Origin of the sequence: Mesorhizobium sp. B2-4-19, assembly GCF_006441315.1 — a bacterium.
In the GTDB taxonomy this organism is placed as follows: Bacteria; Pseudomonadota; Alphaproteobacteria; order Rhizobiales; family Rhizobiaceae; genus Mesorhizobium.
In genome coordinates, this window is the sequence record NZ_VFUV01000001.1 from 148,334 (window position 1) to 173,176 (window position 24,843).

General features: G+C 63.4%; 21 protein-coding genes, 1 tRNA gene and 2 pseudogenes. 18 read left to right on the forward strand and 6 right to left on the reverse strand.

Features of this window, described 5'->3' with window-relative positions; translation table 11 throughout:
* Nucleotides 1-43 precede the first annotated feature (43 nt).
* Nucleotides 44-703, forward strand: coding sequence for a haloacid dehalogenase type II (locus FJ546_RS00730; protein ID WP_140887318.1), 660 nt, complete (start codon nucleotides 44-46; stop codon nucleotides 701-703).
* Between the two features lie 174 nt (nucleotides 704-877).
* Complete coding sequence (locus FJ546_RS00735) at nucleotides 878-1,708, forward strand: L,D-transpeptidase (RefSeq protein WP_140887319.1); 831 nt, start codon at nucleotides 878-880, stop codon at nucleotides 1,706-1,708.
* Between the two features lie 62 nt (nucleotides 1,709-1,770).
* Here FJ546_RS00735 and FJ546_RS00740 read toward each other — a convergent pair whose 3' ends face one another.
* Nucleotides 1,771-3,318 carry a helicase HerA-like C-terminal domain-containing protein gene (locus tag FJ546_RS00740; RefSeq protein ID WP_140887321.1) on the reverse strand — a complete coding sequence of 516 codons (1,548 nt, stop codon included), beginning with the start codon at nucleotides 3,316-3,318 and terminating at the stop codon, nucleotides 1,771-1,773.
* Nucleotides 3,319-3,625: 307 nt separating this feature from the next.
* Here FJ546_RS00740 and FJ546_RS00745 point away from each other — a divergent pair, with 307 nt between their 5' ends.
* From FJ546_RS00745 to FJ546_RS00760, 4 genes are all read left to right on the forward strand, one after another.
* A complete protein-coding gene (locus FJ546_RS00745) occupies nucleotides 3,626-5,068 on the forward strand; it encodes a methylmalonyl-CoA mutase subunit beta (RefSeq protein ID WP_140887322.1) in 1,443 nt (480 codons plus the stop codon).
* Nucleotides 5,065-7,185 (forward strand): methylmalonyl-CoA mutase, encoded by a 2,121-nt coding sequence (gene scpA / locus FJ546_RS00750; protein WP_140887324.1) that lies wholly within the window; start codon nucleotides 5,065-5,067, stop codon nucleotides 7,183-7,185. The genes FJ546_RS00745 and scpA overlap by 4 nt, the downstream gene beginning before the upstream one ends.
* Nucleotides 7,186-7,256: 71 nt before the next feature.
* Nucleotides 7,257-7,487, forward strand: coding sequence for an AbrB/MazE/SpoVT family DNA-binding domain-containing protein (locus FJ546_RS00755; protein WP_140887325.1), 231 nt, complete (start codon nucleotides 7,257-7,259; stop codon nucleotides 7,485-7,487).
* Nucleotides 7,484-7,867, forward strand: coding sequence for a type II toxin-antitoxin system death-on-curing family toxin (locus tag FJ546_RS00760; protein ID WP_140887327.1), 384 nt, complete (start codon nucleotides 7,484-7,486; stop codon nucleotides 7,865-7,867). Before FJ546_RS00755 ends, FJ546_RS00760 begins: the two co-directional genes overlap by 4 nt.
* Here FJ546_RS00760 and greA read toward each other — a convergent pair.
* The gene (gene greA, locus FJ546_RS00765; protein WP_064982947.1) at nucleotides 7,864-8,337 is read right to left on the reverse strand and encodes a transcription elongation factor GreA; all 474 of its coding nucleotides are present in this window, start codon (nucleotides 8,335-8,337) and stop codon (nucleotides 7,864-7,866) included. The genes FJ546_RS00760 and greA overlap by 4 nt on opposite strands.
* A gap of 131 nt (nucleotides 8,338-8,468) precedes the next feature.
* On the opposite strand from greA, the gene FJ546_RS00770 reads away from it, so the two are divergent.
* Complete coding sequence (locus FJ546_RS00770) at nucleotides 8,469-9,845, forward strand: TIGR03808 family TAT-translocated repetitive protein (protein WP_140887329.1); 1,377 nt, start codon at nucleotides 8,469-8,471, stop codon at nucleotides 9,843-9,845.
* Here the strand turns inward: FJ546_RS00770 and FJ546_RS00775 are convergent.
* Both FJ546_RS00775 and FJ546_RS00780 read right to left on the reverse strand, forming a co-directional pair.
* The gene (locus tag FJ546_RS00775; protein WP_140887330.1) at nucleotides 9,838-10,842 is read right to left on the reverse strand and encodes an asparaginase; all 1,005 of its coding nucleotides are present in this window, start codon (nucleotides 10,840-10,842) and stop codon (nucleotides 9,838-9,840) included. The two genes, FJ546_RS00770 and FJ546_RS00775, sit on opposite strands and share 8 nt — an antisense overlap.
* Nucleotides 10,843-10,966: 124 nt before the next feature.
* The gene (locus FJ546_RS00780; protein WP_140887332.1) at nucleotides 10,967-12,133 is read right to left on the reverse strand and encodes an acetyl-CoA acetyltransferase; all 1,167 of its coding nucleotides are present in this window, start codon (nucleotides 12,131-12,133) and stop codon (nucleotides 10,967-10,969) included.
* A gap of 267 nt (nucleotides 12,134-12,400) precedes the next feature.
* Between FJ546_RS00780 and betI the strand changes: the two genes are divergently transcribed.
* From betI to betB, 5 genes are all read left to right on the forward strand, one after another.
* Entirely contained in the window at nucleotides 12,401-12,991 is a 591-nt protein-coding gene (gene betI / locus FJ546_RS00785) for a transcriptional regulator BetI (RefSeq protein ID WP_140887334.1), read from the forward strand.
* On the forward strand, nucleotides 12,988-14,517 hold the full coding sequence (gene betC / locus FJ546_RS00790) for a choline-sulfatase (RefSeq protein WP_140887335.1): 1,530 nt from the start codon (nucleotides 12,988-12,990) through the stop codon (nucleotides 14,515-14,517). The genes betI and betC overlap by 4 nt, the downstream gene beginning before the upstream one ends.
* Nucleotides 14,517-15,518 (forward strand): threonine/serine dehydratase, encoded by a 1,002-nt coding sequence (locus tag FJ546_RS00795; RefSeq protein WP_140887337.1) that lies wholly within the window; start codon nucleotides 14,517-14,519, stop codon nucleotides 15,516-15,518. Before betC ends, FJ546_RS00795 begins: the two co-directional genes overlap by 1 nt.
* Nucleotides 15,511-17,163, forward strand: a complete 1,653-nt coding sequence (gene betA, locus FJ546_RS00800; protein WP_140887339.1) for a choline dehydrogenase — start codon at nucleotides 15,511-15,513, stop codon at nucleotides 17,161-17,163. The genes FJ546_RS00795 and betA overlap by 8 nt, the downstream gene beginning before the upstream one ends.
* Nucleotides 17,164-17,242: 79 nt before the next feature.
* Nucleotides 17,243-18,706 (forward strand): betaine-aldehyde dehydrogenase, encoded by a 1,464-nt coding sequence (gene betB, locus FJ546_RS00805; protein WP_140887340.1) that lies wholly within the window; start codon nucleotides 17,243-17,245, stop codon nucleotides 18,704-18,706.
* 7 nt (nucleotides 18,707-18,713) lie between these two features.
* Here betB and FJ546_RS00810 read toward each other — a convergent pair whose 3' ends face one another.
* The gene (locus FJ546_RS00810; RefSeq protein ID WP_140887342.1) at nucleotides 18,714-20,954 is read right to left on the reverse strand and encodes an AGE family epimerase/isomerase; all 2,241 of its coding nucleotides are present in this window, start codon (nucleotides 20,952-20,954) and stop codon (nucleotides 18,714-18,716) included.
* 42 nt (nucleotides 20,955-20,996) lie between these two features.
* Nucleotides 20,997-21,896 (reverse strand): annotated as a pseudogene (locus tag FJ546_RS00815) (LysR family transcriptional regulator).
* 70 nt (nucleotides 21,897-21,966) lie between these two features.
* Between FJ546_RS00815 and FJ546_RS00820 the strand changes: the two are divergent.
* From FJ546_RS00820 to FJ546_RS31060, 6 genes and pseudogenes are all read left to right on the forward strand, one after another.
* Nucleotides 21,967-22,142, forward strand: a pseudogene (locus tag FJ546_RS00820) (NmrA/HSCARG family protein); the annotation flags it as partial.
* A gap of 75 nt (nucleotides 22,143-22,217) precedes the next feature.
* A tRNA-Pro gene (locus FJ546_RS00825) sits at nucleotides 22,218-22,294 on the forward strand.
* Nucleotides 22,295-22,574: 280 nt separating this feature from the next.
* Nucleotides 22,575-22,967, forward strand: coding sequence for a hypothetical protein (locus FJ546_RS00830; protein WP_140887344.1), 393 nt, complete (start codon nucleotides 22,575-22,577; stop codon nucleotides 22,965-22,967).
* A 120-nt stretch (nucleotides 22,968-23,087) separates the two neighbouring features.
* Nucleotides 23,088-23,369, forward strand: coding sequence for a hypothetical protein (locus FJ546_RS00835; protein ID WP_140887345.1), 282 nt, complete (start codon nucleotides 23,088-23,090; stop codon nucleotides 23,367-23,369).
* Nucleotides 23,370-23,967: 598 nt separating this feature from the next.
* On the forward strand, nucleotides 23,968-24,183 hold the full coding sequence (locus FJ546_RS00840) for a hypothetical protein (RefSeq protein WP_140887347.1): 216 nt from the start codon (nucleotides 23,968-23,970) through the stop codon (nucleotides 24,181-24,183).
* A 4-nt stretch (nucleotides 24,184-24,187) separates the two neighbouring features.
* Entirely contained in the window at nucleotides 24,188-24,625 is a 438-nt protein-coding gene (locus FJ546_RS31060; protein ID WP_181167765.1) for a hypothetical protein, read from the forward strand.
* The last annotated feature ends 218 nt before the right edge of the window (nucleotides 24,626-24,843 follow it).

Consider the following 24,843-nt stretch of genomic DNA (forward strand, 5'->3'; position numbering starts at 1 on the left):
TCAAGGCTTGCGCCTTGCCCCGCCTCGCCTCAAAACTGTCGCCATGCAATACGCCGCCTATGTTTTCGACGCCTACGGCACGCTGTTCGACGTGCACGCCGCCGTGCGCCGCCATGCCGACCGGATCGGCCCGAACGGCCAGTTGCTGTCCGAAATCTGGCGCGCCAAACAGCTCGAATATTCCTGGGTGCGCTCGCTGATGGGCGCCTATGCCGATTTCTGGCAGCTGACCGAGCAGGCGCTCGACTTCGCCTTGCGCAAGGTCCCCTCCGCCGATCCCGGCCTCAGGACAGAACTGCTGGAAGCCTACTGGCGGCTGGACTGCTACCCGGAGGTACCGGCCGTGCTGAAGGCGCTCAAGGCCTCCGGAGCCAGGCTGGCGATCCTCTCCAACGGCTCGCCCGAAATGCTGGAAGCGGCGGTCAAATCGGCCGCGCTCGATCAGGTTCTGGACGACATCTATTCTGTCGATACGGTGAGGCGCTTCAAGACCGATCCGGCTGTTTACGATATGGTCGCAACAGGCTGGCGCCTCTATCCCGGCGCGGTGTCCTTCCAGTCCTCCAATCGCTGGGACATTGCCGGCGCCACCAAATTCGGCTTCCGCACCGTATGGGTCAACCGCTCCAACCAGCCTGAGGAATACCGGGATTTTCCGCCGGCCCTGATCCTGCCGACCCTCGAAGCGCTGGTCACCGCCTGAGCTGTCGAGCTGTGGCCCAGGCGCCACAGTGGCGGCGCAGTCACAGCTTCGCCTTTGTTTGTCCACGTTCGGGCCAGAATCGGAACCGCCTATCGCCTCAGGTGTTGTCAGGCACCCGCGTGGCGGCAAGCGTATTCACGCTTTGTTGCAATTTGAGTCCTAAAGAAGGCAGCCATGTCCATAACCGAAATCGAATCCTATCGCCTGAGCCGTCGCGGCTTTCTCAACGCCGCAGCATTGGGCGCCGCATCGATCGCGGTTTCCGCATGCGCCACCACCGGGCCGGGGCCGGTCGAGCCTCCGCCGCCGACCTATGTCGAGCCACCGCTCGCCGACTATGCGTCGATGTACGCGGCCGTCAGCGATGGCGGCTTCGACCTGCCGGCCATCCCCTTCGACAGGATCGATCCGCAGTTCCTGCGTCAGATCGTTCCCGACCCGACCGGGCAGAAGCCGGGAACCATCGTCGTCGATACGACGGGCCATTTCCTCTATCTGGTTCGTCCGGGCGGCCAGGCCATCCGCTACGGCGTCGGTCTCGGCCGTGCCGGCTTCGAATGGTCGGGCGACGCCGTCGTCCAGTGGAAGCAGGAATGGCCGAAATGGACGCCGCCGGATGAGATGATCGCCCGGCAGCCGGAATTGAAGCCATACAGCGCCGACAATGGCGGCATGCCTGGCGGGCTGAAGAACCCGCTCGGCGCGCGCGCGCTCTATCTCTTCCAGGGCAATGTGGACACGCTTTACCGCCTACACGGCTCGCCGGAATGGAAGTCGATCGGCAAGTCGGTGTCGTCGGGCTGCGTGCGCCTGATAAACCAGGACATCATCGACCTCTACGACCGCGTGCCCTCGAAAACCCCTGTCATCGTGACCAGCGATGCCAGCCAGCCGATGGCGGCGGCGGCAACGGCGAACCACAAGGCGATCCCGATCGACGCCGGCGTGCCGGACGGATCGGTGCTGCTCGGTCCGGTCAAGGCGGTGACGGACGCGATCTTCTGATCCGACAGCGCCTACACAGATGCTTAGCGCCCCGCGTTCAAGGGAACGCGCGGCGCTACAGCCTAGCGGCCTCTCGATAGGCTTCCCAAAATCCCGCGCACGATCGCGCGTCCGACCGACGAGCCGACCGAGCGCACCACCGACTTGATCGCGGCCTCCGTCACGGTCTGGCGATTGGAGGGGCGCGGCGCCGGCGCGCGGCGGCCACCGGACTGCGGCGCGGGATCGTCATTGCCGAAACCCGGTATGGTCCAGCGCGAGCCGCCTGTGCCTGCCTGCTGCGCCTGCTGCTCGGCGTCCTGTGCGTCCTTGGCCTTTTTCTGCAGGATCTCGAAGGCCGATTCGCGGTCGATGACCTGATCATACTGGCCAGTGACCGGACTTTCCGCGATCAGCTTTTGCCGCTCGGCAGGGGTTATGGGTCCAAGCCGCGAGGATGGCGGCCGGATCAGCGTGCGCTGGACCATGGACGGCACGCCCTTGGCCTCCAGTGTCGAGACCAGCGCCTCGCCGGTGGCGAGCTGGGTGATGGTGATGGCACAGTCGAAATCGGGATTGGGGCGGAACGTTTCCGCCGCCGTCCGAACCGCCTGCTGCTCACGCGGCGTATAGGCGCGCAGCGCGTGCTGGACGCGGTTGCCGAGCTGGGCCAAGACCTTTTCCGGGATATCCAGGGGGTTCTGCGTGACGAAATAGACGCCGACGCCTTTCGAGCGGATCAGGCGGACCACCTGCTCGACGCGGTCGATCAGCACCTTCGGCGCCTCGTCAAACAGCAGATGCGCCTCGTCGAAGAAGAACACCAGCTTCGGCTGGTCAGGATCTCCGACCTCGGGCAGTTCCTCGAACAGCTCCGACATCAGCCAGAGCAGGAAGGTCGCGTAGAGGCGCGGATTCATCATCAGCTTGTCGGCGGCCAGCACGCTGACGGCGCCCCGGCCGTCACGCGTGGTGCGCATGATGTCGGAGATGCGCAGGGCCGGCTCGCCGAAGAAGTTGGCCGCGCCCTGCTGCTCCAGCACCAGCAGCGTGCGCTGGATGGCACCCACCGACGGCTTGGTGACGTTGCCGTAGCGCGCGCTGATCTCCTCGGCGCGCTCGGCGATGTTGGCAAGCAACGCCTGCAGGTCCTTGAGATCGAGAAGCAGCAGGCCTTCTTCATCGGCAATGCGGAAGGCAATGTTCATGATGCCCTCCTGCGCGTCGGTCAGGTTCATCAGCCGCGACAGGAGAAGCGGTCCCATTTCCGAAATGGTGGCGCGAATGGGGTGGCCCTGCTCGCCGAACAGGTCCCAGAAGATGACGGGGAATTCCTGGAAGTCGTAAGGGTCGAGCTTGACCTGCGCGGCCCGCTTGACCAGGAAATCCTGCGCCGTGCCCATCATCGCGATACCGGACAGGTCGCCCTTGATGTCAGCGCAAAATACCGGCACGCCGGCATTCGAAAAACCTTCGGCCAGGATCTGCAAGGTGACGGTCTTGCCGGTGCCGGTGGCACCAGTCACCAGGCCATGGCGATTCCCATATTGCAGCAGCAGCTGCTCCGGGCGCTGATAGCTGTCGTCGGGCTTGCGGCTGGCGCCGATGAAAATACTGGTGTCGTCAGCCATATGTCGGGTCTCCGCAAACTGATGTGTCAAAAGCCAGCCTTTGCCCGAAGGTATAGTGAGGCTGTCGCATAGCGACAATGCCAATTGTCCGAAGCGGGGCCAATCGTCCCGAACAGGCCTATCGTCGAAATCGGATTTTGGAACTTGCGGATTTTGCTGGTGTTTGGCAATCGTTCATGGTTCGTCCATGCAAGCCGACCTATATCAGGTGGATCGAATTCTGGCTCGGGATGCGCATTGCGATAACCGGCCGGGAACCGTAGACTGAACTGCCCGGCTGATGCGGCCATATGAACGAGGAAGATGGATGGGCGCCGGAGCCTTGACCAAGGATGTTGAACCAGTTGGCGCCGAGCGCCAGCGATGGCTGGCCCTGGCGGAAAAGGCACTGGCAGGCGCGTCCTTCGAGGAAAAGCTTGTTTCGCACACCGACGACGCCATCCGCATCGAGCCCCTTTATGACCGCGCGACCGGGGCCGAACCGCTCGTGCGCACGAATCCCCGATCGCCCTGGATCGTCAGCCAACGCGTCGACGACCCCAACGTCGATCGCGCCAAGGCCCAGGTTCTGGATGATATCGCGCAGGGCGCGACAGGACTGTCGCTCGTCTTCGAAGGCGCCCCGAACGCATTCGGTTACGGCCTGCCGAGGACCGCTCAGGCGCTGGAAACGGTGCTGGAGGGCGTGCCTCTCAATCGGATCCAGATCCGCATCGACACGCACCCGTGGAGCCGCCCCATGGCCGACTGGCTGGTGGCGTTCCTGGGCAAGCGCCGCTCCGATCCGGCAAAGCTCAACCTGTCCTTCGGCATCGATCCGGCGGCGATCCTTGCCGGTACCGGACGGCTGCGCATGTCGATCGAGGCGCTGCAGGAATCGATGCCCCAGTCGCTGGCGCATTTCTTCTCGATGGGCGTTCCCGGCGTGCTGCTGGAGGCGGACGGTCGCGTCTTCCACAATGCCGGCGCCACGGAAGCGCAGGAACTCGGCATCATGCTGGCTTCGGCGGTCTCATATCTCAGAATGTTCGAGAAGGCGCGGCAGCCGCTGGTCTATGCCGCGCCGCATATCGGCTTCGCGCTCAGCGTCGACCAGGACCAGTTCCTCTCGATGGCCAAAGTGCGGGCCTTGCGCATTCTGTGGGCACGTGTGCAGGAGGCCTGCTCGATCCCCAACTCCACGGCTAACATCCATGCCGAGACATCATTCCGCATGATGACGGCGCTGGATCCCGAAACCAACATCCTGCGCACGACGATCAGCTGCTTCGCGGCGGCGGCGGGAGGAGCCGATTCGATCTCCATCCTGCCGCACACGATCGCCCACGGTCTGCCGGCGCCTTTTGCCCGCCGCGTGGCGCGCAACGCCCAGCTGATCATGGCCAATGAAAGCCATGTCGATCACGTCGCCGATCCCGCCTATGGGTCCGGCGCGGTCGAAGCGCTGACGGCAGACCTTTGCGAAGCCGCCTGGGCGGAGCTGCAGGCGATCGAGGCCGAAGGAGGCGTATTGTCGAGCCTTCGGGACGGACACATCCAACAGCGCGTTCGCGCCGCGGCCGCCCGGCGCGACGCCGCCTTCAAGGCAGGTGAGCGGGCCATCATCGGCACCACGCTCTATCCGCAGAGGAGCGAGCGCCCGGTCGAGACGCTGGATGCGAAGCAGCGGCCTGCCTTCACCGAAGGCGTCGTGCTGTGCGATCCGCTGTCTCCTGTCCGCATCGACCAATCCATCGGGGCCGCCTCTTGATTCCGGATTTCAGTCAAATCGGCTGGGCGCCGCCGCGCCGCGCGCCTGTCGAGGTCAAGGGCCAGCGGACGACGCCGGAAGGGCTTGTCGTCAAGCATCTGTACAATCAAGGCGACCTCAAGGGTCTGCCGCATCTCGACACCTATCCGGGCCTGCCGCCCTTCGTTCGCGGCCCCTACCCGACCATGTATGTCCAGCAGCCCTGGACGATCCGGCAATATGCCGGCTTCTCCACGGCCGAAGAGTCCAACGCCTTTTACCGGCGCAATCTCGCCGCCGGCCAGAAAGGATTGTCGGTCGCCTTCGATCTCGCCACGCATCGCGGCTATGACAGCGACCATCCGCGCGTTGCCGGCGATGTCGGCATGGCGGGCGTCGCTATCGATTCCATGCTCGACATGCGGCAGCTGTTCGACGGCATTCCGCTCGGCGACATGACGGTGTCGATGACGATGAACGGCGCCGTGCTGCCAATCATGGCGCTTTACATAGTCACGGCGGAAGAACAGGGCGTTGCGCAGAAGGATCTGGCAGGCACCATTCAGAACGACATTCTGAAGGAGTTCATGGTCCGCAACACCTACATCTATCCGCCAAAACCCTCGATGCGGATCGTGTCGGACATCTTCTCCTACACGTCGAAGAACATGCCGAAGTTCAATTCGATATCGATCTCCGGCTATCACATGCAGGAAGCCGGTGCGACAGCCGATCTGGAGCTCGCCTATACGATCGCCGACGGCATCGAATATGCCCGCTCCGGTGTCGCGGCGGGCCTCGACATCGACCGCTTCGCGCCGCGCCTGTCCTTCTTTTGGGCGATCGGCATGAACTTCTTCATGGAAGTGGCCAAGCTCCGGGCCGCGCGCCTGCTGTGGGCGACGCTGATGAAGAAGAATTTCGCGCCGAAGGACGAGCGCTCGCTGTCGCTGCGCACCCATTGCCAGACGTCCGGCTGGTCGCTGACGGCGCAGGACCCCTACAACAACATCATCCGCACCATGATCGAGGCGATGGCGGCGACCCAGGGGCATACCCAGTCGCTGCACACCAACTCCTTCGACGAGGCGATGGCGCTGCCGACCGACCATTCGGCGCGCATCGCCCGCAACACGCAGCTCATCCTGCAGAAGGAGTCCGGCACCACGCGCATCATCGATCCGTGGGGCGGCTCGGCCTATCTGGAACGGCTGACGCATGATCTCGCGGCGCGCGCACTGAGCCATATCGAGGAAGTCGAGGCTCTCGGTGGCATGGCCGCCGCGACCGAACAAGGCATTCCGAAGCTGCGCATCGAGGAAGCGGCGGCGCGCACGCAGGCGCGCATCGATTCGGGCGAGCAGATGCTGGTCGGCGTCAACGCGCATCGCCCCGAGAATGACATCGAGGTCGACGTGCTCAAGATCGACAATGCCGAGGTCAGGGCCCGGCAATTGTCGAAGCTGCAACGGCTGAAGGGCACACGCGATGTCGCTGCGGTGGAAAGCGCGCTCGATGCGCTGACCCGTGCCGCGCAAGGCAATGAGAATCTCCTGGAGTTCGCCGTCCGCGCCGCGCGGGCCAATGCCACGGTCGGTGAAATCTCGTTTGCGCTGGAACGGGCCTTTGGCCGCCACGTCGCAACGGTGCAGACCATTTCCGGCGTCTACCGCAAGGCGCTGGGCGACAATCCCTTGGTCGACGGGCTGCAGGGCAAGATTGGCGCTTTCGAGAAGAAAAACGGCGGCAAGCCGCGCATCCTCGTTGCCAAGATGGGACAGGATGGCCACGATCGTGGGCAAAAGGTGATCGCCACCGCTTTCGCCGATCTCGGCTTCGACGTTACCGTCGGCGCGATGTTCCAGACGCCGGAAGAGATCGCCAAACTGGCGGTCCAGCATGACGTCCATATCATCGGCGCCTCGTCGCTGGCGGCGGGACACCTGATACTGATCCCTCAATTGCGCGATGCGCTGAAAAAGCTCGGCCGGGGCGACATGCTGATCGTGGCCGGCGGCGTCATCCCGCCTCAGGATTACGACGCGGTGCTGCAGGCGGGTGCCGCGGAAATCTTCCCGCCGGGAACCGTTATTCCGGAAGCAGCGGATCGGCTGATGGACCGGCTGCTATCGGCCTGAAGTTTGTTATAATATCCGTTGGAACAGAGCGCTGATTGCGTTATAATTGGCGTTACAACAGGATAACCATCATGAACACCATCATTCGCAAGATCGGCAATTCCGAAGGCGTGATCCTGCCCAAGGACCTGCTCGACCGTCTAAGTCTCAAGGCGGGCGACAGCATCATCATCGTCCAGGAAGGCAATGAGCTTCGCTTGCGCCGCACTGCGGACAGCGCCGAAGAATTCGAACGCAAGATGAAGATCGCGCGTGAGCGGATGAAAAAGTACGAGGTTGCCTACCGCGCACTCGCGAAATGACAGAACATCATTCGCGCGAATTCGTGGAGTCGCTTCACGCTGAGCAGTTGCGCCTTCACGGCGGCGCGGCAGGCATCCGCGATGAAGGCATGCTGGAATCGGCGCTCCACCGGCCGCAACAGAGAGAAAACTATGGCGAGCCGGATTTGTGCGAACTGGCGGCAGCGTATCTCTTCGGCATTGCCAACCATCCTTTCGTCGACGGTAACAAGCGCACCGCTTTTGCCGCAGCGGACTTGTTTCTCTACTTCAACGGGTTCAGCGTCGAAGCTGAGCAACAGGATATCATTCAGCTGGTCTTGATGGTTGCCGCCGGCGAAATCGATGAAGCCGGAGCCGCGGCATTCTTCCGCGACCATGTCGTCAAGCTCGAGGATTAGCTGTCCGAAAGCTTGACGATTTCCCATTCCTTGCCGTTGACCGCGGCCACGTCGCCGACCTTCTTGCCGAACAGCGCGACGGCCATGGGCGAAACATGCGAAATGCTTCCCTTGGTAGGATCGGCCTCATCCTCGCCGACAATCTTCCAATGCACTTTCTTGCCATCGTCGCCTTCCAGCGTGACGCCCATGCCGAAGCGGACGACGTCACTGCCGGGCTCCGGCACGGAAAGCTCGGCGTTTTCGCGCCGCGCCGTCCAGTAGCGTAGATCGCGTGACACCACCGCGATGCGCTCGCGATCGGCTTTCTTCTCGGCTTTCGCCAGTACGTCGCGCAGATCGGCCAGATTCTCCTCGATCTGCGCAAGGCCGCGTTCCGTCACAAGATTGCGATGCGTGCTGATCGGCCGCTCGCCGACGCCGGCGATGGCATTCTCGCTGTCTTCTTCGCGGGTGAAAGCTCTGCTCATTGCCTGAACGTAGGCCTCGAGCAGCTGTTCGACAAGTCATTGTGACAAGGAACAGAACGTTTGGGTGAAAAGGAACAGAACGTTTGGCACGATTCCTGCGACGTCAGGTTGAACGCTGGGATTCTGTGCCGATGTTGAACAGACGAACGCTGCTAACCGGTACCGCCGGCTTTGCCGTTGTGGGCCTCGCGCTCGACAAGGCGGCGGCCGCCGGCCTGACCGGTATCGAAAAGGCCTCGATGCGCGGTTCCATCAATGCCACAGAACTGGGCGTGCAGCCCGGCACATTCGACGACCAGAGCAAGGCCTTCGCCAAGCTGCTGCGCGACGCGAACGGCCGGGACATGCCGGTGTTCCTGCCGGCGGGCACCTATGTGGTGTCCAATCTCTCGCTGCCCAGCCGCGTGCGCCTTTCCGGCGTGCCGGGCGCGACGCGGATCGTCTATGGCGGCGACGGTCATCTCTTCATGGCCGAACAGGCCGACCATATCGAACTGAGCGGGCTGGTCTTCGACGGTTCGAACCGTTCGATGGGCGACTATGCGCAAGGGCTGCTCGATCTTCGACGGGTCGGCCATCTCGTTGTCGACAATTGCCAGATAACCGGCAGCGGCAAGAACGGGCTGGCGCTGGACCATGCGACAGGCCGCATCGAGCGCTCCGACATATCGGGCGCGGCGGACGCCGGCATCTATTCGGTCGAGGCGGCTGGACTGACGATATCAGGCAACACGGTCTCCGACTGTGCCAATGGCGGCATCCTCGTGCATCGCTGGCAGGCGGCCGAAGACGGCACGATGGTCACGGGCAACCGTGTCGAGCGCATCGGCGCGCGCAGCGGCGGGACCGGCCAGAACGGCAATGGCATCAACGCCTTCCGTGCCGGCAACGTCATCATTTCGGGCAATGTCGTCTCGGATTGCGCTTTCTCGGCGATCCGCGCCAACAGTTCCAGCAATCTGCAGATTTCCGGCAATACCTGCTCGCGCTCGGGCGAGACCGCGGTCTATTCCGAATTCTCGTTCGAGGGTGCGGTCGTCAGCAACAACATCGTCGATGGCGCGGCCAACGGCATCTCGATCGTCAACTTCAACGAAGGCGGCCGCATAGGTGTCTGCTCAGGCAACATCGTGCGCAATCTGTCGACCAGCGGGCCCTACACCGCCGATCCGCCCGGCTTCGGCGTCGGCATCGGTGTCGAGGCGGACACCATCGCTTCCAACAACGTCATCGAGAACGCGCCGCTCTACGGCATGTCGATCGGCTGGGGACCGTATCTGCGCAATGTCGTGGCGACGGGCAACATCATCCGCAAGGCCGGCACAGGCATCGTCGTCAGCGTGGTAGAGGGTGCGGGCACTGCCGTCATCTCCGACAACGTCATCGACGGCGCGTTGAACGGCGCCGTCATCGGCCAGCGCTGGGCCGAGCCGGTGACGGCAGACCTCACCCAGCTAAGCAGCAGCGGCTTTGCGCATTTGACCGTTGAGCGCAACCGCGTCAGTTGAGGGCGGCAGTCGGCCTCACCGCGCCTACCTTGGCTCCGATCCGGCTTTGGATCGGCGCATTTGCCAGTTCGATGAGTTTCGCCGCCAGGGCCTCGTCCGAACGCAGCAGCTTGGCGAGGACGGCGGAGACCATGGCTTCACTGGCGCGGTGGGCGCCATCATCGCATTTGAGCGCAATACCGAGGCCTAGTTCCGGAATTGCGGCACAATGGACACCTTCCGCGCCGCCTTTCGCAAAAATCCGCCCAGGTGCTGCCTCCATCAGCGAGACGTCCTCGCGGCCTGTGCCGGCGACAAAGAAAGGCTCCGCCATGCAGGCAGCCAGCAGCCGCTTTGCCGCCTTGGCCCGCTCGGGGCCGAAACCATTTGCCGTGGCCATGCGGGCAAAGCCGAGCGCGAAGCTCCTGAGTGGCACCGCATAGGTCGGGATCGAGCAGCCGTCGGTCGCCCGCTCATCGGCGCCATGGATAGCACCTGTGACCGACTGCATCGCGTCGCGCACCATTTCCTGCAAGGCGTGACCCGCCTTGACGTAGCCACTGTGCGCAATGCCGGAATGCACGCAGGTGCAGAGAAAGCCGGAATGTTTGCCGGAGCAATTGTTGTGCAGCGCATTTGGAGAACCGCCGGCTCGCGCGAGTGCAATCTCGGCGGCATGGCTCGAGGGCCAGTGCGCGCCGCATTCGAGCGCGGACCCGTCGAGCCCGGCCCTGGCCAGCATGGACCGCGCCAGTTCGACATGCTCCGGTTCGCCCGAATGGGAGGCGCAGGCCAGCGCCAGTTCGCGGTTGCCAAAGCCATAGGCATCGGCGGCACCGGTTTCGACCAGCGGCAAGGCCTGGATGGCCTTGACCGCCGAGCGCGGGAACACTGGTTTCGAGGTGTCGCCGATCTCCAACACCGGTTTGCCGTCGGCATCGAAAACCGCGACTGCACCGCGATGCGCGCTCTCGACGATCGCGCCGCGCAGGACCTCGATCAGAACCGGATTTGCCATGCCACCTCCCGCAGCGCATGTCCTCGAAAATCGAAATCGATCTCGGGGTCATGCGCAAAATCAAAGTGTTACAGCGTCCTTTGCGCGCCCCAAAAGGCGCGCGGCGCTGTAATGTCGGGGCGGTTTACCTGATCCGGTCGAGAATGGAAACGTAATTGGCGACCGCGGCGCCACCCATGTTGAAGATGCCGCCAAGCTTCGCACCCGGCACCTGGATGCCGCCGGCTTCGCCGACAAGCTGCATGGCGGTCAAGACGTGCATGGAGACACCGGTGGCGCCGATCGGGTGGCCCTTGGCCTTCAGCCCGCCGGAGGGATTGACCGGCAGGCGGCCGTCCTTGGCCGTCGTGCCATCAAGCGCCAGCTTCGCGCCCTCGCCGGGCTTGGCCAGGCCCATCGCCTCGTATTCGATCAGTTCGGCAATGGTGAAGCAGTCGTGTGTCTCGACGAAGGAGAGATCGTCGAGCGTCACGCCGGCGTTCTTCAGCGCGCGGACCCAGGCCTGTTCGCAGCCCTCGAAGGCCAGGATGTCGCGCTTCGACATTGGCAGGAAGTCCTGCACATGCTCGTTGGCGCGGAAGGCGACGGCGCGGCGCATCTTCAGGGCGGTCGCCGTGTCGGCAACGATAAGGGCGGCAGCGCCGTCCGAGACCAGCGAGCAGTCTGTGCGCTTGAGAGGACCGGCGACGAAGGGGTTTTTCTCGCTCTCCTGCCGGCAGAATTCATAGCCGAAATCCTTGCGCATCTGTGCATAGGGATTGTCGACGCCGTTCTTGTGGTTCTTGGCGGCGATCATCGCCAGCGCGTCCGACTGGTCGCCATAGCGCTGGAAATAGGCCTGCGCGATCTTGCCGAAGACGCCGGCAAAGCCGGCCGGTGTCTCGCCGTCTTCCGGTAGATAGGACGCTTTCAGCAGGTTCTTGCCGATCTCCGGTCCCGGCGTCGTCGTCATCTGCTCGGCGCCGACCACCAGCACGATGCGGGCAGCGTTGGCGTCGATGGCACGGATGCCTTGCCGGACCGCCGCCGATCCCGTCGCGCAAGCGTTCTCGACACGCGTAGCCGGTTTGAAGCGCAGCCGGTCGTCGGCCTGAAGCACCAGGCTCGCGGTGAAATCCTGCGCCGAGAAGCCGGCGTTGAAATGGCCGAGCACGATCTCGTCGACCTCGTCCGGACCGATGCCGGCATGGTCGAGCGCATCCGTCGCGACCTTGACGATGAGGTTTTCGAGCGTCTCGCCCTCGAGCTTGCCGAAGCGCGAATGCGCCCAGCCAACGATGCATGCGGTCATGGCAATCTCCATCCTTGGCGCCAGCCAAAGCTGTGTTTTGGGTTTCGGATGATGCCGGCCTGCAGACGGCCTCACCTGAAGCTCAACACACCTTAGCATACCGGACTCATGGCGCACTTCGCCTTTATTGTTCAAAGATAAACATTCTTCGCCGAACCGTGAAGGGCCGGAACAGGGCAATCGCTTGGTACAGGTCGTCCTCACATCGTTTTTTTGTTGATTGACGCGTCAATAAAAAATAACCTCCGCGCAAAATGCGAGAACAGCATGCCAAAAGTCGGAATGGAGCCACTGCGCCGCAAGGCGCTCATCGACGCTGCGATCTCGGCGATCGGCGAGCGCGGCTCGCTTGACGTGACGATGTCCGAGATCGCCGGGCGCGCCGGCGTGTCCTCGGCCCTTGCCCACCACTATTTCGGTGCCAAGGACGAACTGCTGTTCGCAACGATGCGGCACATCCTCGCCGAACTGACCATCGACATGCGCCGCGCCCTGCAATCCGCCAAGTCCCCGCGCGAACGCGTCGCCGCAGTGGTCGCCGTCAACTTCTCCGACATCCAGTTCCAGGCCGAAACCATCGCGGCCTGGCTTGCCTTCTATGTCGAGGCGCAGAAATCATCGGCGTTGCGCCGATTGCTCAAGATCTACGCACGGCGGCTGCATTCGAACCTGATGAGCGGGCTGACCGGCATCCTGCCCAGGGCCGAGGCTGACCGTGCCGCCGAAGCGACAGCGGCGATGATCGACGGGCTCTACATCAGGCGTGCGCTGAAGGAAGGCGTGCCCGACGCCGCGACCGCGATCGCGCTCGTCCAGGATTATCTCGAAACCAAACTCGGCGAGCGGCAAAAACAGTGACAGCGAAACGACCCAATTTCCTGATCGTCATGGTCGATCAACTCAACGGGACCTTATTTCCCGATGGCCCGGCGGACTTCCTGCATGCACCGCATCTGAAGGCGCTGGCCGCACGCGCGGCGCGCTTCAGGAATAACTACACGGCCTCGCCGCTCTGTGCGCCGGGCCGGGCCTCGTTCATGAGCGGCCAGTTGCCGTCGCGCACCGAGGTCTATGACAATGCTGCCGAGTTCGCCTCGTCGATCCCGACCTTCGCGCATCATCTGCGCGCCGACGGCTATTACACATGCCTGTCGGGCAAGATGCATTTCGTCGGGCCGGACCAGTTGCATGGCTTCGAGGAGCGGCTGACCACCGACATCTATCCCGCAGATTTCGGCTGGACGCCCGACTACCGCAAGCCCGGCGAGCGCATCGAGTGGTGGTACCACAATCTGGGTTCGGTGACCGGCGCGGGCGTGGCCGAGACAACCAACCAGATGGAGTATGACGACGAGGTCGTCTTCATGGCGACGCAAAAACTCTATCAGCTGTCGCGGGAACAGGACGATGCGCACCATCGGCCCTGGTGCCTCACCGTTTCGCTATCGCATCCGCACGATCCCTATGTCGCTCGCAAGCAGTATTGGGATCTCTACGAAAACTGCCAGGCGCTCGACCCGGAAACGGCGTTCATCGCGCGTGGCGAGCAGGACGCGCATTCGCAGCGCCTGTATTGCGCCAGCGACTATCCTTCCTTCGAGATCACGCCCGACCAGGTGCGCCGGTCGCGGCGCGGCTATTTCGCCAACATCTCCTACGTCGACGACAAGCTCAGCGAGATCCTCGACGTGCTCGAACGAACGCGCATGGCCGACGACACGATCATCCTGTTCTGCTCCGACCATGGCGACATGCTCGGCGAGCGCGGCCTGTGGTTCAAGATGAGCTTTTTCGAAGGCTCGGTGCGGGTGCCGCTGATGATCGCCGGCAGGGGCATTCGTCCCGGCTTGATCGATGCGCCGGTCTCCAATCTCGACGTGGCGCCGACGCTTTGCGACCTTGCCGGCATCGACATCGGTGCCATCGCGCCATGGACCGACGGCCAGTCGCTGCTGCCGCTGACCGACGGCACGCAGCGCACCGCGCCCGTGTTGATCGAATATGCCGCCGAAGGTTCCTACGCGCCGCTGGTCGCGATCCGCGAGGGCAAATACAAATTCGTCCATTGCGAACTCGACCCGCCGCAGCTGTTCGACCTCGATGCCGACCCGCTCGAGCGGGACAACCTCGCCGACGATCCGGCCAATGCGAGCCTGGTGACCAAGTTCATGGATAAGGTCCGGGCACGCTGGGACATGGCCGCATTCGATGCCGCCGTGCGGGAGAGCCAGGCACGCCGCTGGGTGATCTATCCGGCGCTGCGCAACGGCGCCTATTACCCCTGGGACTTCCAGCCGCTGCAGAAGGCCTCGGAACGCTATATGCGCAACCACATGAACCTCGACAATCTCGAAGAGAGCAAACGGTATCCGCGAGGCGAATGATGACCCAGATCCTTGTGCCCTCCCTCGACCATCTCAAGCAGGCCTACGCCGTCACCTCCAGGGCGACGCAGATCACGCCGCTGCTGGAATCGGCCGCGCTTGCCCGGGAGACCGGTGCGGCCCGTGTCTTCGTCAAACCGGAATCGCTGCAATGGGCCGGATCCTTCAAGATACGCGGCGCCTATTGGCGGCTGAAGCGGCTTTCGGCCGACGAGGCGAAGAGGGGCGTCGTCGCCTATTCCTCCGGCAATTTCGCCCAAGGCCTGGCGGCTGCCGGCCAGGCGCTCGGCATTCCCGTCACCATCGTCATGCCGATCGATGCGCCGGCCGCCAAGCGTGACGCGACCGCGGGCTATGGTGCGCGCGTGGTGCTGACCGACCATGGCGAGCGCGCGCGAGAAGAGGTCGCCGCGGCCAAGGCCCGCGAGATCGCGCAGACGGAAGGGCTGGCCCTGCTGCATCCCTTCGACGATCCGGAGATCGTCGCCGGCCAGGCAGGCGCCGGCCTCGAAGCGCTCGACCAGCTTGAGGCCAAGGGCGCCAGCGCCGATCTGTTGTTCTGCTCGGTCGGCGGCGGCGGGCTGATCGGCGGCGTTTCGCTGGCCTTCCACTATCTGTCGCCGGCGACCGAAATCATCGGCGTCGAGCCGGAAGGTTTCAATGGCATGGGCTCGTCATTGGCGCATGGCAGCATCGAAACCATGCCGATCGGCCCGAAATCGATCTGCGACGGGCTGATGTCGCGGCGGCCGGGCGACGCGCCGTTCGCGGCGGTCAAGACCGCAGGTGTTCGCGGCACCACCGTCGACGATCAATCGGTGCGGCGTGCCATGCGGATCGCCTTCGAGCGGATGAAGCTGGTGCTGGAGCCGTCCGGGGCTGCGTCGCTGGCGGCGCTGCTCGGCGGCAAGGTGGATGTGACTGATAAAACCGTCCTTGTTGTGGCTACCGGCGGCAATGTCTCGCTCGCCGATTTTATGGCGCATATGAACCATGCTTGAAGCGGATTTCGTTATCATCGGCTCCGGCTCCGCCGGCTCGGCCATGGCCTATCGCCTGTCGGAAGACGGCAAGCATTCGGTCATCGTCGTCGAATTCGGCGGCAGCGATATCGGGCCGCTGATCCAGATGCCGTCGGCGCTGTCGATCCCGCTCAATATGAGCCTTTACGACTGGGGTTTTGCCAGCGAGCCGGAACCGCATCTCGGCGGCCGCGTGCTGGCGACGCCGCGCGGCAAGGTGATCGGCGGCTCGTCCTCGATCAACGGCATGGTCTATGTGCGCGGCCATGCCCGCGACTTCGACCATTGGGCCGAAGAAGGTGCAACGGGTTGGGGCTTTGCCGACGTGCTCCCCTACTTCAAGCGCATGGAGGACAATGACGGCGGCGAGGACGGCTGGCGCGGACATGGCGGGCCGCTGCATGTGCAGCGCGGCTCGCGCAAAAATCCGCTCTACGGCGCCTTCGTCGAAGCAGGCCGCCAGGCCGGGTTCGAGCTGACCGACGACTACAACGGCTCCAAGCAGGAAGGTTTCGGGCCGATGGAACAGACCATCCGCGGCGGCCGCCGCTGGTCGGCGGCATCAGCCTATCTGAAGCCGGCGCTCAATCGGAAAAACGTGAGTCTGGTCAAGGGCTTTGCCCGTCGGGTGATCATCGAGAATCAACGCGCCATCGGCGTCGAGATCGAGGCTCACAAACAGATTCAGGTCGTTAAGGCGCGACGTGAGGTGATCGTCGCCGCGTCGTCGATCAATTCGCCCAAAATCCTGATGCTGTCCGGCATCGGACCGGCCGAGCATTTGCGCGAAAACGGCATTGCCGTGATCGCCGACCGGCCCGGCGTCGGCCGCAATCTGCAGGACCATATGGAGCTTTATATTCAGCAGGAATCGACCAAGCCGATCACGCTGAATTCCGTGCTGAACCCGTTCTCCAAGGCACTGATCGGAGCACAGTGGCTGTTCTTCAAATCGGGTCTCGGCGCCACAAACCATTTCGAAGCCGCCGCCTTCGTACGCTCGCGCGCCGGCGTCGATTATCCCGACATTCAGTACCACTTCATCCCTGCGGCAGTGCGCTATGACGGCAAGGCGGCGGCGAAGTCGCACGGCTTCCAGGCGCATGTCGGGCCGATGCGCTCGAAGTCGCGCGGCTCGGTGACCCTGCGTTCGCCGGATCCGAAAGCAAAGCCGGTGATCCGCTTCAACTACATGTCGCATCCGGACGACTGGGCAGAGTTCCGCCACTGCATCCGGCTGACCCGCGAGATCTTCGGCCAGTCGGCGTTCGACGCTTTTCGCGGCCAGGAAATCTCGCCGGGCAGCCATGTGCAGTCGGACGACGATCTCGATGTCTTCATTCGCGACCATGCCGAGAGCGCCTACCACCCGTGTGGCACCTGCAAGATGGGCCGCGCTGATGATCGATCAAGTGTTGTCGATCCGGAATGCCGGGTCATTGGCGTCGACGGGCTGCGGGTCGCCGATTCCTCGATCTTCCCGCGCGTCACCAACGGCAATCTGAACGCGCCGTCGATCATGACCGGCGAGAAGGCGTCCGACCACATCCTCGGCCGCACGCCGCTGGCGCCGTCCAACCAGGAACCATGGATCAATCCGCGCTGGCAGCAGTCGGACAGATAGAGCATGATCCACGCGACAGATTGAGCCGTCCCTAGATCGAGCCGCCCATTCTTGGGGCTCAGACATTCGGAGACTACCCATGCGCGCCCAGCCCACGGCATCGCACTATGTCAACGGACGCTATATCGACGACGAGCAAGGAGCGCCGCTGCCGGTCATCTATCCGGCAACCGGCGAGACCATCGCCATGCTGCGCTCGGCGACGCCGAATGTGCTGGAACTCGCCATCGAGGCCGCACGCGCCGCGCAGCCGGCCTGGGCGCGGCTGAAGCCGGTCGAGCGCGGCCGCATCCTGCGCCGGGCCGCCGACATTCTGCGTGCCCGCAATGCCGACCTCGCCCGCATCGAGACGCTCGACACCGGCAAGGCGATCCAGGAAACGCTGGTGGCGGATGCGCCTTCCGCCGCGGACTGCCTTGAATATTTCGGCGGCGCGGTCGCCGCCTATAATGGCGAGGCCGTCGATCTCGGCGGCCCCTTCGCCTATACGCGGCGCGAGGCGCTTGGCGTCTGCGTCGGCATCGGCGCCTGGAACTATCCGATCCAGATCGCCGGCTGGAAATCCGCGCCGGCGCTCGCCATGGGCAACGCCATGGTGTTCAAGCCGTCGGAAAATACGCCGCTTTCGGCACTGGCGCTGGCGGAAATCTACAGCGAGGCGGGCCTGCCCGACGGGCTGTTCAACGTCGTGCAGGGCTATGGTGATGTTGGCGCGGGCCTTGTCGGCCACGATGTCGTCGCCAAGGTTTCGGTCACCGGCTCGGTGCCGACCGGGCGCAAGGTGCTGTCGCTTGCCGGTTCGAAGATGAAGCACGCGACGATGGAGCTCGGCGGCAAGTCGCCGCTGATCGTCTTCGACGATGCCGACATCGAAAACGCCGTTGGCGGCGCCATGCTCGGCAATTTCTACTCCACCGGCCAGATCTGCTCGAACGGCACGCGGGTCTTCGTGCAGAGCAGCATCCACGACCGCTTTGTCGAGCGGCTGGTCGAGCGGACGAAGAAAATCCGCATCGGCGACCCACTCGATCCCGAAACGCAGATGGGACCACTGGTCTCCAAGGCACAGCACGACAAGGTCGTCGGCTATATCGCGGTCGGCAAGCAGGATGGCGCTGTTCTGGCCTGTGGCGGCAACGTGCCTTCGCTGCAGGGTTTCCAGGGCGGCTTCTTCGTCGAACCGACGGTGTTCACCGGTGTCACCGACACGATGCGCATCGCCCGCGAGGAGATTTTCGGACCGGTCATGAGCGTGTTGAAATTCGACGGCGAGGACGAAGTTATCGACCGCGCCAACGACACCGAATTCGGCCTTGCCGCCGGCGTCTTCACCCGCGACCTGCCGCGCGCCCACCGTGTCATCGCCGAGCTGCAGGCCGGCACCTGCTGGATCAACGCCTACAATCTGACGCCGGTGGAAATCCCCTTCGGCGGCTTCAAGCAGTCCGGCATCGGCCGCGAGAATTCTCTGGCGGCATTAGCGCTCTACTCGCAACTGAAGTCGATCTATGTCGAGACGGGGGACGTGGCGAGTCCATATTGAGCCGAGCCTAGACCGCCTCCCCCGCCGTCCCATCCAGGTACTGCGTCAGCGCGCAGACGAGGTGATAAAAGATGCTGGCCGGAACATCTGACGCCAGCGAGCGGCCGCGTTCGTCGATGCGGTCGATCCACAGGCCGAGCGGGGCCGGGTCGATGTGCCAGCGGAACAGCCGGCCGACACGGGCCTCGATCTCGGGCTTCAGATCGGGGCCGCCTGAACCATCCAACGCGATCGCCGCCTTGATGGCTTCGGCCTGCGGCCAGCTGCGCGAGATCAGGTCGAGCGGCAGGCCTTGCCTGGAGACGGCGCCATAGGCAAGGCCGGTGGCCCGGTTGAGGCCGTTGGCGATGGCCGAGGCGTAGAGTTTCCTGGCGAAGCCGCTCAGTTCGGCCTGGCCGCTGCGTCCAGCGAAATCGACCAGGAGCGAAGCCCATTCGAAGTGATGGCCTGGCTCGGTCCAGCCCCCTTTTTCGCCTGCGGCCGGCTTCCATTCGGCATCGAAAAATTCGCCGAGCGTCCAGCTCTCGGCATCGAAGAAATGGCTGCGGAAGAGGTCGATGATGCGCGCCGCGCGGCGCAGATGGGCGCGCTCGCCGGTCGCCTGATACCAGGCGAGAAAGGCTTCCAGCAAGTGCATATGCGGATTTGAGCGACGCTCGCCCTCTCCGTCCGATGTCTCGAGGAAGCCAGTCATGCGATGATCCTCGAGATAGGCGTCGAGGAAGGCGAAGGTTTCCTCACCGAGCCGCAAGGCATCGGGATTGCCCGACATGTGCGCATGCGCCAGCGCCAAGAGCACGCAGGAATGATCGTAGGCGTCTTCCGTGGCGTCGGCGACAGCGCCGTCGACATTCAGCGTGCGCACCCAACCGCCGCGTTCGGTGCGTCCCTTTCCTGCCATGAAGTCGATGCCATGCGCGATCAGCCGCTCGGCCGGGCCCGTCCAGCCGCGTTCCTTGGCAACCGCGAAGGCATAGACCTGACGGGCCTGCGTGCGCATGCGCTTCGGCTTTATCAGCGGGGAGCCGTCGAAGCCAAGCGCTTCATGGAAGCCGCCATGGCGCTCGTCGACGCCCGATGTCGACCACAGCGGCAAGGTTTCCTGGAACAGCCAGTGGTGCACGCGCCGCCGCCAGGCGCCGCTTTCGATGACGCGATCATGCGCCGGGGTGAATCTGGTTTCCAGCCGGCCCGATTTCTCGAGCTGCTCGACCACCTTCTTGACGTGCTGGCTGTGACTTACCGGAGCGACGAAAGTGGCGTCCGATGTCGAGACGATGGCAACGTCCTTCATGCCGATCGCCGACAAAAGGCGGCCGTCGCTGCGGATGTAGGAGTTCTCGCAATCGATGGCGACCACATCGCCGACAATGACATTGCCCTGGTCATCGGCAGGGCCGACATCGAGCAGCGACTGCCAGGAGCCGAGATCGTTCCAGCGGAAGCCCGCCGGCACCATCGCGATGTCCCTCGCCCGCTCCATGATGGCATAGTCGATCGAATTCGACGGGATGGCCGCGTAGAGTTCGAGCGGCATATAGAAGCCGGACAGACCCGATGTCGCCGCCTTGTAGGCCGCTTCGGTCGATTGCCAGATGTCTGGCTGGAACATAGCGAAAGCGTCGCGCATGGCACCGGCGCGAAACAGAAAGATGCCGGTGTTCCAATAGAAGTTTCCGGCTTCCAGATAGCCCTGCGCGGTCGCCAGGTCCGGCTTTTCGACGAAGCGCGAAACGTCGAACACCCCGCCCTTCTCGGCGGAGACCTCGATATAGCCATAGCCGGTTTCGGGCTGTGTCGGCTTGATGCCGAACACAACGAGCCGGCCGGCGCGCGCCGCCTCGGCGCCTGCCTCGACGCTCTGCCAGAATTGCCCTGCCGTCGATATTTCGTGGTCCGACGGCACCACCAGCACCAGGCTGTCGCCGAATTCGGACAAGGTGCGCAGCGTTGCAAGGGCCACCGCTGCGGCGGTGTTGCGCCCTGTGGGTTCGAACAGCGGACCGCCACCGGCAAGATCGAGGCCGGCGAGATCGGCATGGACGCGTTCGGCGTGGCGCTCCGAAGCGATCAGGAAGATCGGAGTTTTACCGTCGGGCCTTGCCGCCAGGCGGCGCAAGGTCTTGGCCAGCATCGAGCCATCACCCGAAAAATCATGAAACTGCTTCGGATTGTCCTCGCGCGACAACGGCCAGAGCCGCGAGCCGACGCCGCCGCTCATGACAAAACTGACGATGCGCTGACTCATTCGGGTCTCGCTGAGAAGTTGGTCGGAGGTAGCAGATATGCCTTAAGCCGTGTTTGCCCGATTGGAAATCCGCTCGACCGCCAGATCGATGAAGGCCTTAACCAGGGTGAAAGGTGCCGGCTGCTGGGAAAGAGAACGTGCAGGCCGCCGGCCGGCGTCGTGTAGCCGTCCAGAACGCGCCGCAACCGCCCCTCGTTGATCAGCCCGTCGGCCAGCGGCTGGGGCAATTGGGCGATGCCGAAACCCGAGAGCGCGGCCGCCACCACCGCCTGCATCTCGTTGGCGGCGAAGCGCCCGGCGACCACGACAGTTTCCTGGCCTTGTGGTCCATCCAGCACCCAATGAGCGCCTGAGGCCGACGGGCCCGCGATGACGCATCGATGGCGGGCAAGATCGGCCGGGCCTTCCGGGATCCCGTAGCGTGCGAGATAGTCATGGCTGGCGCAGAGCAACCTGTGCGTGGAACCCAGCTTGCGGGCGATGAGCGCCGAATCCTCGAGCCTTCCGGTGCGGAAGGCAAGGTCGATGCCGTCCTCGATCAGGTTGAGCTTGTCGTCGGTGAGGCGCAGCTCGACATTGGTTTTCGGGTACAGAGCCAGAAAGTCGACCACGGCGCGGATGAGGAAGTGACTGCCAAAACCAACCGGCGCTGAAATGCGGATCGTGCCCGAAGGCTCCACCCTCGCCTCCGCAAGACGCAGGTTCGCCTCCTCGATCGTCCGTAGCCCCTGGCTGCTTTGCTCATAGTAGAGACGGCCGGCATCCGTCAGTTGAGGCTGCGTGTGGTGCGCTGCAGCAGCCGCACACCAACCACCTCGCACTCGAGCGTGCGACACGGCGGCTGACGGTCGTCTTGGGCATAGCCAGCAGGTGCGCGGCGGTGGTGAAGCTGCCGGCTTCGACGACGCGGGCAAACACGACGACATCGTTGAGATCGATCATTGTATTCATTAATGGGACGATTTTTTCCAATTATAGGCAATTATCAATGAGATAGAGCCTAATTTTTTGCTCCAGACAACAGCAGAGCAAGGACGCGGCACTGATGTTCGAATGGTTCGACCGCGTCGGTTACGATGTCGATATCGCTGCCTTGCACAGGCAATTTCCCGAGGTCGGTGGCACGGTTTTGCCGACTGGGCGCACGCGTTCGACTGGGGCGCCAGCGGCCAGCGCGGCGAAAGCTGATGAAATGCGACAGAAGCGCTGCCATTGCCGCTTGCACGAATGAAGTGTGGCGGCTATAAGCCCGCCGTCTGGTCACGGAGTGTAGCGCAGCCTGGTAGCGCACCTCGTTCGGGACGAGGGGGTCGCAGGTTCAAATCCTGCCACTCCGACCAGAAAAAACAGATACTTAAATATCTGTTTCTCCCGATGCCCACGGTTTGGGATCGCGTTTTACGCGCAGCGGGAGCGTAGCCCTATGTGCTCTCTGCGATGCTGCTCGCCAATTGGCCGGTCGTTCTGGACGGCGACACGATCGTGCTCGATGGAACGCATGTCCGCATCGCCATCTCCTCTCGACGCAGCGGCGTGAGACGGGCATTCTTGTGGACGTTCATTCGGACCCTCCGATGAGTGCTGAAGCCTGGTAACTCCAGCCTCCTCGGTCCGGTCCGAATGGACAACCTCCTGAAAGCTCACAGCTCGTTCGCGTGTTTTCCCGAGGAACGCCAGAACGCCGGTGGCATCGGAGCCAATATGAAAAGACTGGTTTTCGCAGCGGCGGTATTTGCATTTGCCTGCCATTGCGCGCCCTCTCAGGCGGACGATGAGCGGTCATGCCAGATCATGGCAGCCGCAACCCTGCTTTCCGGGAAGACCAACTGCAGAGACGGCGACATCGCCACCATCGCCGGCGTCACCGCCAAAGAGGTACCGGAAGCGATAGCCAGGTATTGCGATTTTTGGGCACAGATCGTCGTGCTGCCCGACGCGAGCGCGTCCGATGCATCGAGCCACTTCGTTCTTTGCAAGTACCGCCAGCGAGAGTCGGCCCCTTCTCAGCCTTAGCCCTACGGCTCGTCCATCCGGTTTGCCGGAGGCGGTCCGACTGTCCTGGGACACCCGGAACCAAAGGGTCCAGCGGCAGTTATCCAACGAAGGGCTAATCAAGGCAATGGAGAAATTGCAATGAAATCAATGATCATGTGCGCTTTGGCGCTGTCCATCGGATTGCCGGCTGTCGCTTCGGCGGCCGAAGCCGACGTTATCATCAGGACTCACCATCGCCACCACAGCAACGTCAAGATCATCAACGAGGACGGCCAGCGCCTGCACCACCGCCACCACGGTACCGTAGCGTTCTATGATCGTGGCCGCCGGCACCATCGTCCGGATGCCGTCATTGTCACGAGCTCGGTCTCCAAGCACCATCACCGTCGCCCCGTGGTGATTCAAAACAACGACTATTGATCGGCCCTAAGGCCCGGCTCGTTGCAGCCGGGCCTTCTGCATGAAATCTGAAATGTCGCTGGGCGATCTGCGTGCCGGCACAAGGCATCATCAACGAACGGCCGTGTGATTACGATGCCATTCGGCCTCTCCGAAAGGTCGCGAAATCTCGTCTTGTAGGCTGGGATGCCGCTACGGTGCCTGCAGATATTTGGGTTCGCCCACCACGCCAGCGCAGTGGACGAACCCTATCAGCGCAGGAAGGGACGTAGCTGCGCCAATCTGCCAAATATTGATACTCTCGGATCGTCAGCCAAAGGCTATTCCAATCGCCATGAAGGTGATGGGCATGGCGAAGATCACTGCAAGCAACCAGCGTGCTTGGCGAACACTCTTTTCCATCAGCTTCCTCCCGAACGTGTAGCTGACAACGGCTACGAACGGTGGCCGTTCCGAGCGGCACAACAGGCAGGACCATTGCATTTTACGGCCAGACCAAGGTCCGGCGCTCCGCCGGACCGAAGCCCAGCCAGGGAACGTTTTCGCCGCGGCTCTGTTTCGAGTGGTTGGGCGGCGCGGGGACGATCAAACGAGGAAGCGAAACTGGAGGAACGTCACCATGTCTAACAGCGAGGCCATACAATCCGATGTCTTGGGGGTGCGTGTAGCTGACCTCAAGGCCAGAATGCGGCAGGCCCGGATTACCATGAGCGAAATGAAGACCTTCCAAAAGGTCGCGGCCATGATGGTCGGCGGACGAGGCAGCATTGATGGCGACGATTTGATCGCCGCTTCATTCGTTGCGGACACATTCCTGGACAAGAAAACGCTCTGAGACCATGCGGACAATCAGCAAGCTTTTTGATTCCCACGCCGAAGCCGCCCGGGTTGCTGGAGAGCTGGTCGCGGTCGGTGTTCCTCGCGTTCAGATTGCCATTATCGGACCCTACCAGGACGAGCTAACAGTCCTAAGATCTCCAAGCGTCATGCTTTGCGCCGTCGGCGCGGCATTGGCTTGCGTGGGCGCCCTCGCGGTCTGCGGCGTCAGTTCTCCTCCAGCCGGACTGCCGGCAACAGCACTGGTTTGCGCGGTCTGTGGCGGCGGTGCCGGCGGGCTGCTCGGTGCCTTCATGACCACAGCGGCAAGGTCGGATGATCGGACCGTTGCCGAGGGCATCGTCTTGGTGACGGCGCATGTCGATGAAAATGAAACCGGCATCGCCCAGGCAGTGCTGGACGGTTGCGCTCCCACCGCAATCATCGCCGAAGCAGCCTGAATTTCAGGCAGGCTGAACGAACGGCGGCACGAAGGCTGGGCGCCACAACCAGCGCGAGCCGCCGAGGTCGCACCGTCGGCCAGAATCGACAGAAGGCCGCCCCGGCGTCAACCGAGGCGGCCCCTCTTCGTTTCCAGTGATTGCATCAGGACACTCGACGGACACCGACTTCGAGGCGACCGGTAACGTTCCCATATCGGCTGGCCTCCGTGGTCCAT

Coding starts and splice junctions, on each gene's coding strand:
- FJ546_RS00730 (WP_140887318.1), top strand. CDS start 44: ATGCAATACGCCGCCTATGTTTTCGACGCCTACGGCACGCTGTTCGAC.
- FJ546_RS00735 (WP_140887319.1), top strand. CDS start 878: ATGTCCATAACCGAAATCGAATCCTATCGCCTGAGCCGTCGCGGCTTT.
- FJ546_RS00740 (WP_140887321.1), bottom strand. CDS start 3,318: ATGGCTGACGACACCAGTATTTTCATCGGCGCCAGCCGCAAGCCCGAC.
- FJ546_RS00745 (WP_140887322.1), top strand. CDS start 3,626: ATGGGCGCCGGAGCCTTGACCAAGGATGTTGAACCAGTTGGCGCCGAG.
- FJ546_RS00755 (WP_140887325.1), top strand. CDS start 7,257: ATGAACACCATCATTCGCAAGATCGGCAATTCCGAAGGCGTGATCCTG.
- FJ546_RS00760 (WP_140887327.1), top strand. CDS start 7,484: ATGACAGAACATCATTCGCGCGAATTCGTGGAGTCGCTTCACGCTGAG.
- greA (WP_064982947.1), bottom strand. CDS start 8,337: ATGAGCAGAGCTTTCACCCGCGAAGAAGACAGCGAGAATGCCATCGCC.
- FJ546_RS00770 (WP_140887329.1), top strand. CDS start 8,469: ATGTTGAACAGACGAACGCTGCTAACCGGTACCGCCGGCTTTGCCGTT.
- FJ546_RS00775 (WP_140887330.1), bottom strand. CDS start 10,842: ATGGCAAATCCGGTTCTGATCGAGGTCCTGCGCGGCGCGATCGTCGAG.
- FJ546_RS00780 (WP_140887332.1), bottom strand. CDS start 12,133: ATGACCGCATGCATCGTTGGCTGGGCGCATTCGCGCTTCGGCAAGCTC.
- betI (WP_140887334.1), top strand. CDS start 12,401: ATGCCAAAAGTCGGAATGGAGCCACTGCGCCGCAAGGCGCTCATCGAC.
- FJ546_RS00795 (WP_140887337.1), top strand. CDS start 14,517: ATGACCCAGATCCTTGTGCCCTCCCTCGACCATCTCAAGCAGGCCTAC.
- betA (WP_140887339.1), top strand. CDS start 15,511: ATGCTTGAAGCGGATTTCGTTATCATCGGCTCCGGCTCCGCCGGCTCG.
- betB (WP_140887340.1), top strand. CDS start 17,243: ATGCGCGCCCAGCCCACGGCATCGCACTATGTCAACGGACGCTATATC.
- FJ546_RS00810 (WP_140887342.1), bottom strand. CDS start 20,954: ATGAGTCAGCGCATCGTCAGTTTTGTCATGAGCGGCGGCGTCGGCTCG.
- FJ546_RS00830 (WP_140887344.1), top strand. CDS start 22,575: ATGGACAACCTCCTGAAAGCTCACAGCTCGTTCGCGTGTTTTCCCGAG.
- FJ546_RS00835 (WP_140887345.1), top strand. CDS start 23,088: ATGAAATCAATGATCATGTGCGCTTTGGCGCTGTCCATCGGATTGCCG.
- FJ546_RS00840 (WP_140887347.1), top strand. CDS start 23,968: ATGTCTAACAGCGAGGCCATACAATCCGATGTCTTGGGGGTGCGTGTA.
- FJ546_RS31060 (WP_181167765.1), top strand. CDS start 24,188: ATGCGGACAATCAGCAAGCTTTTTGATTCCCACGCCGAAGCCGCCCGG.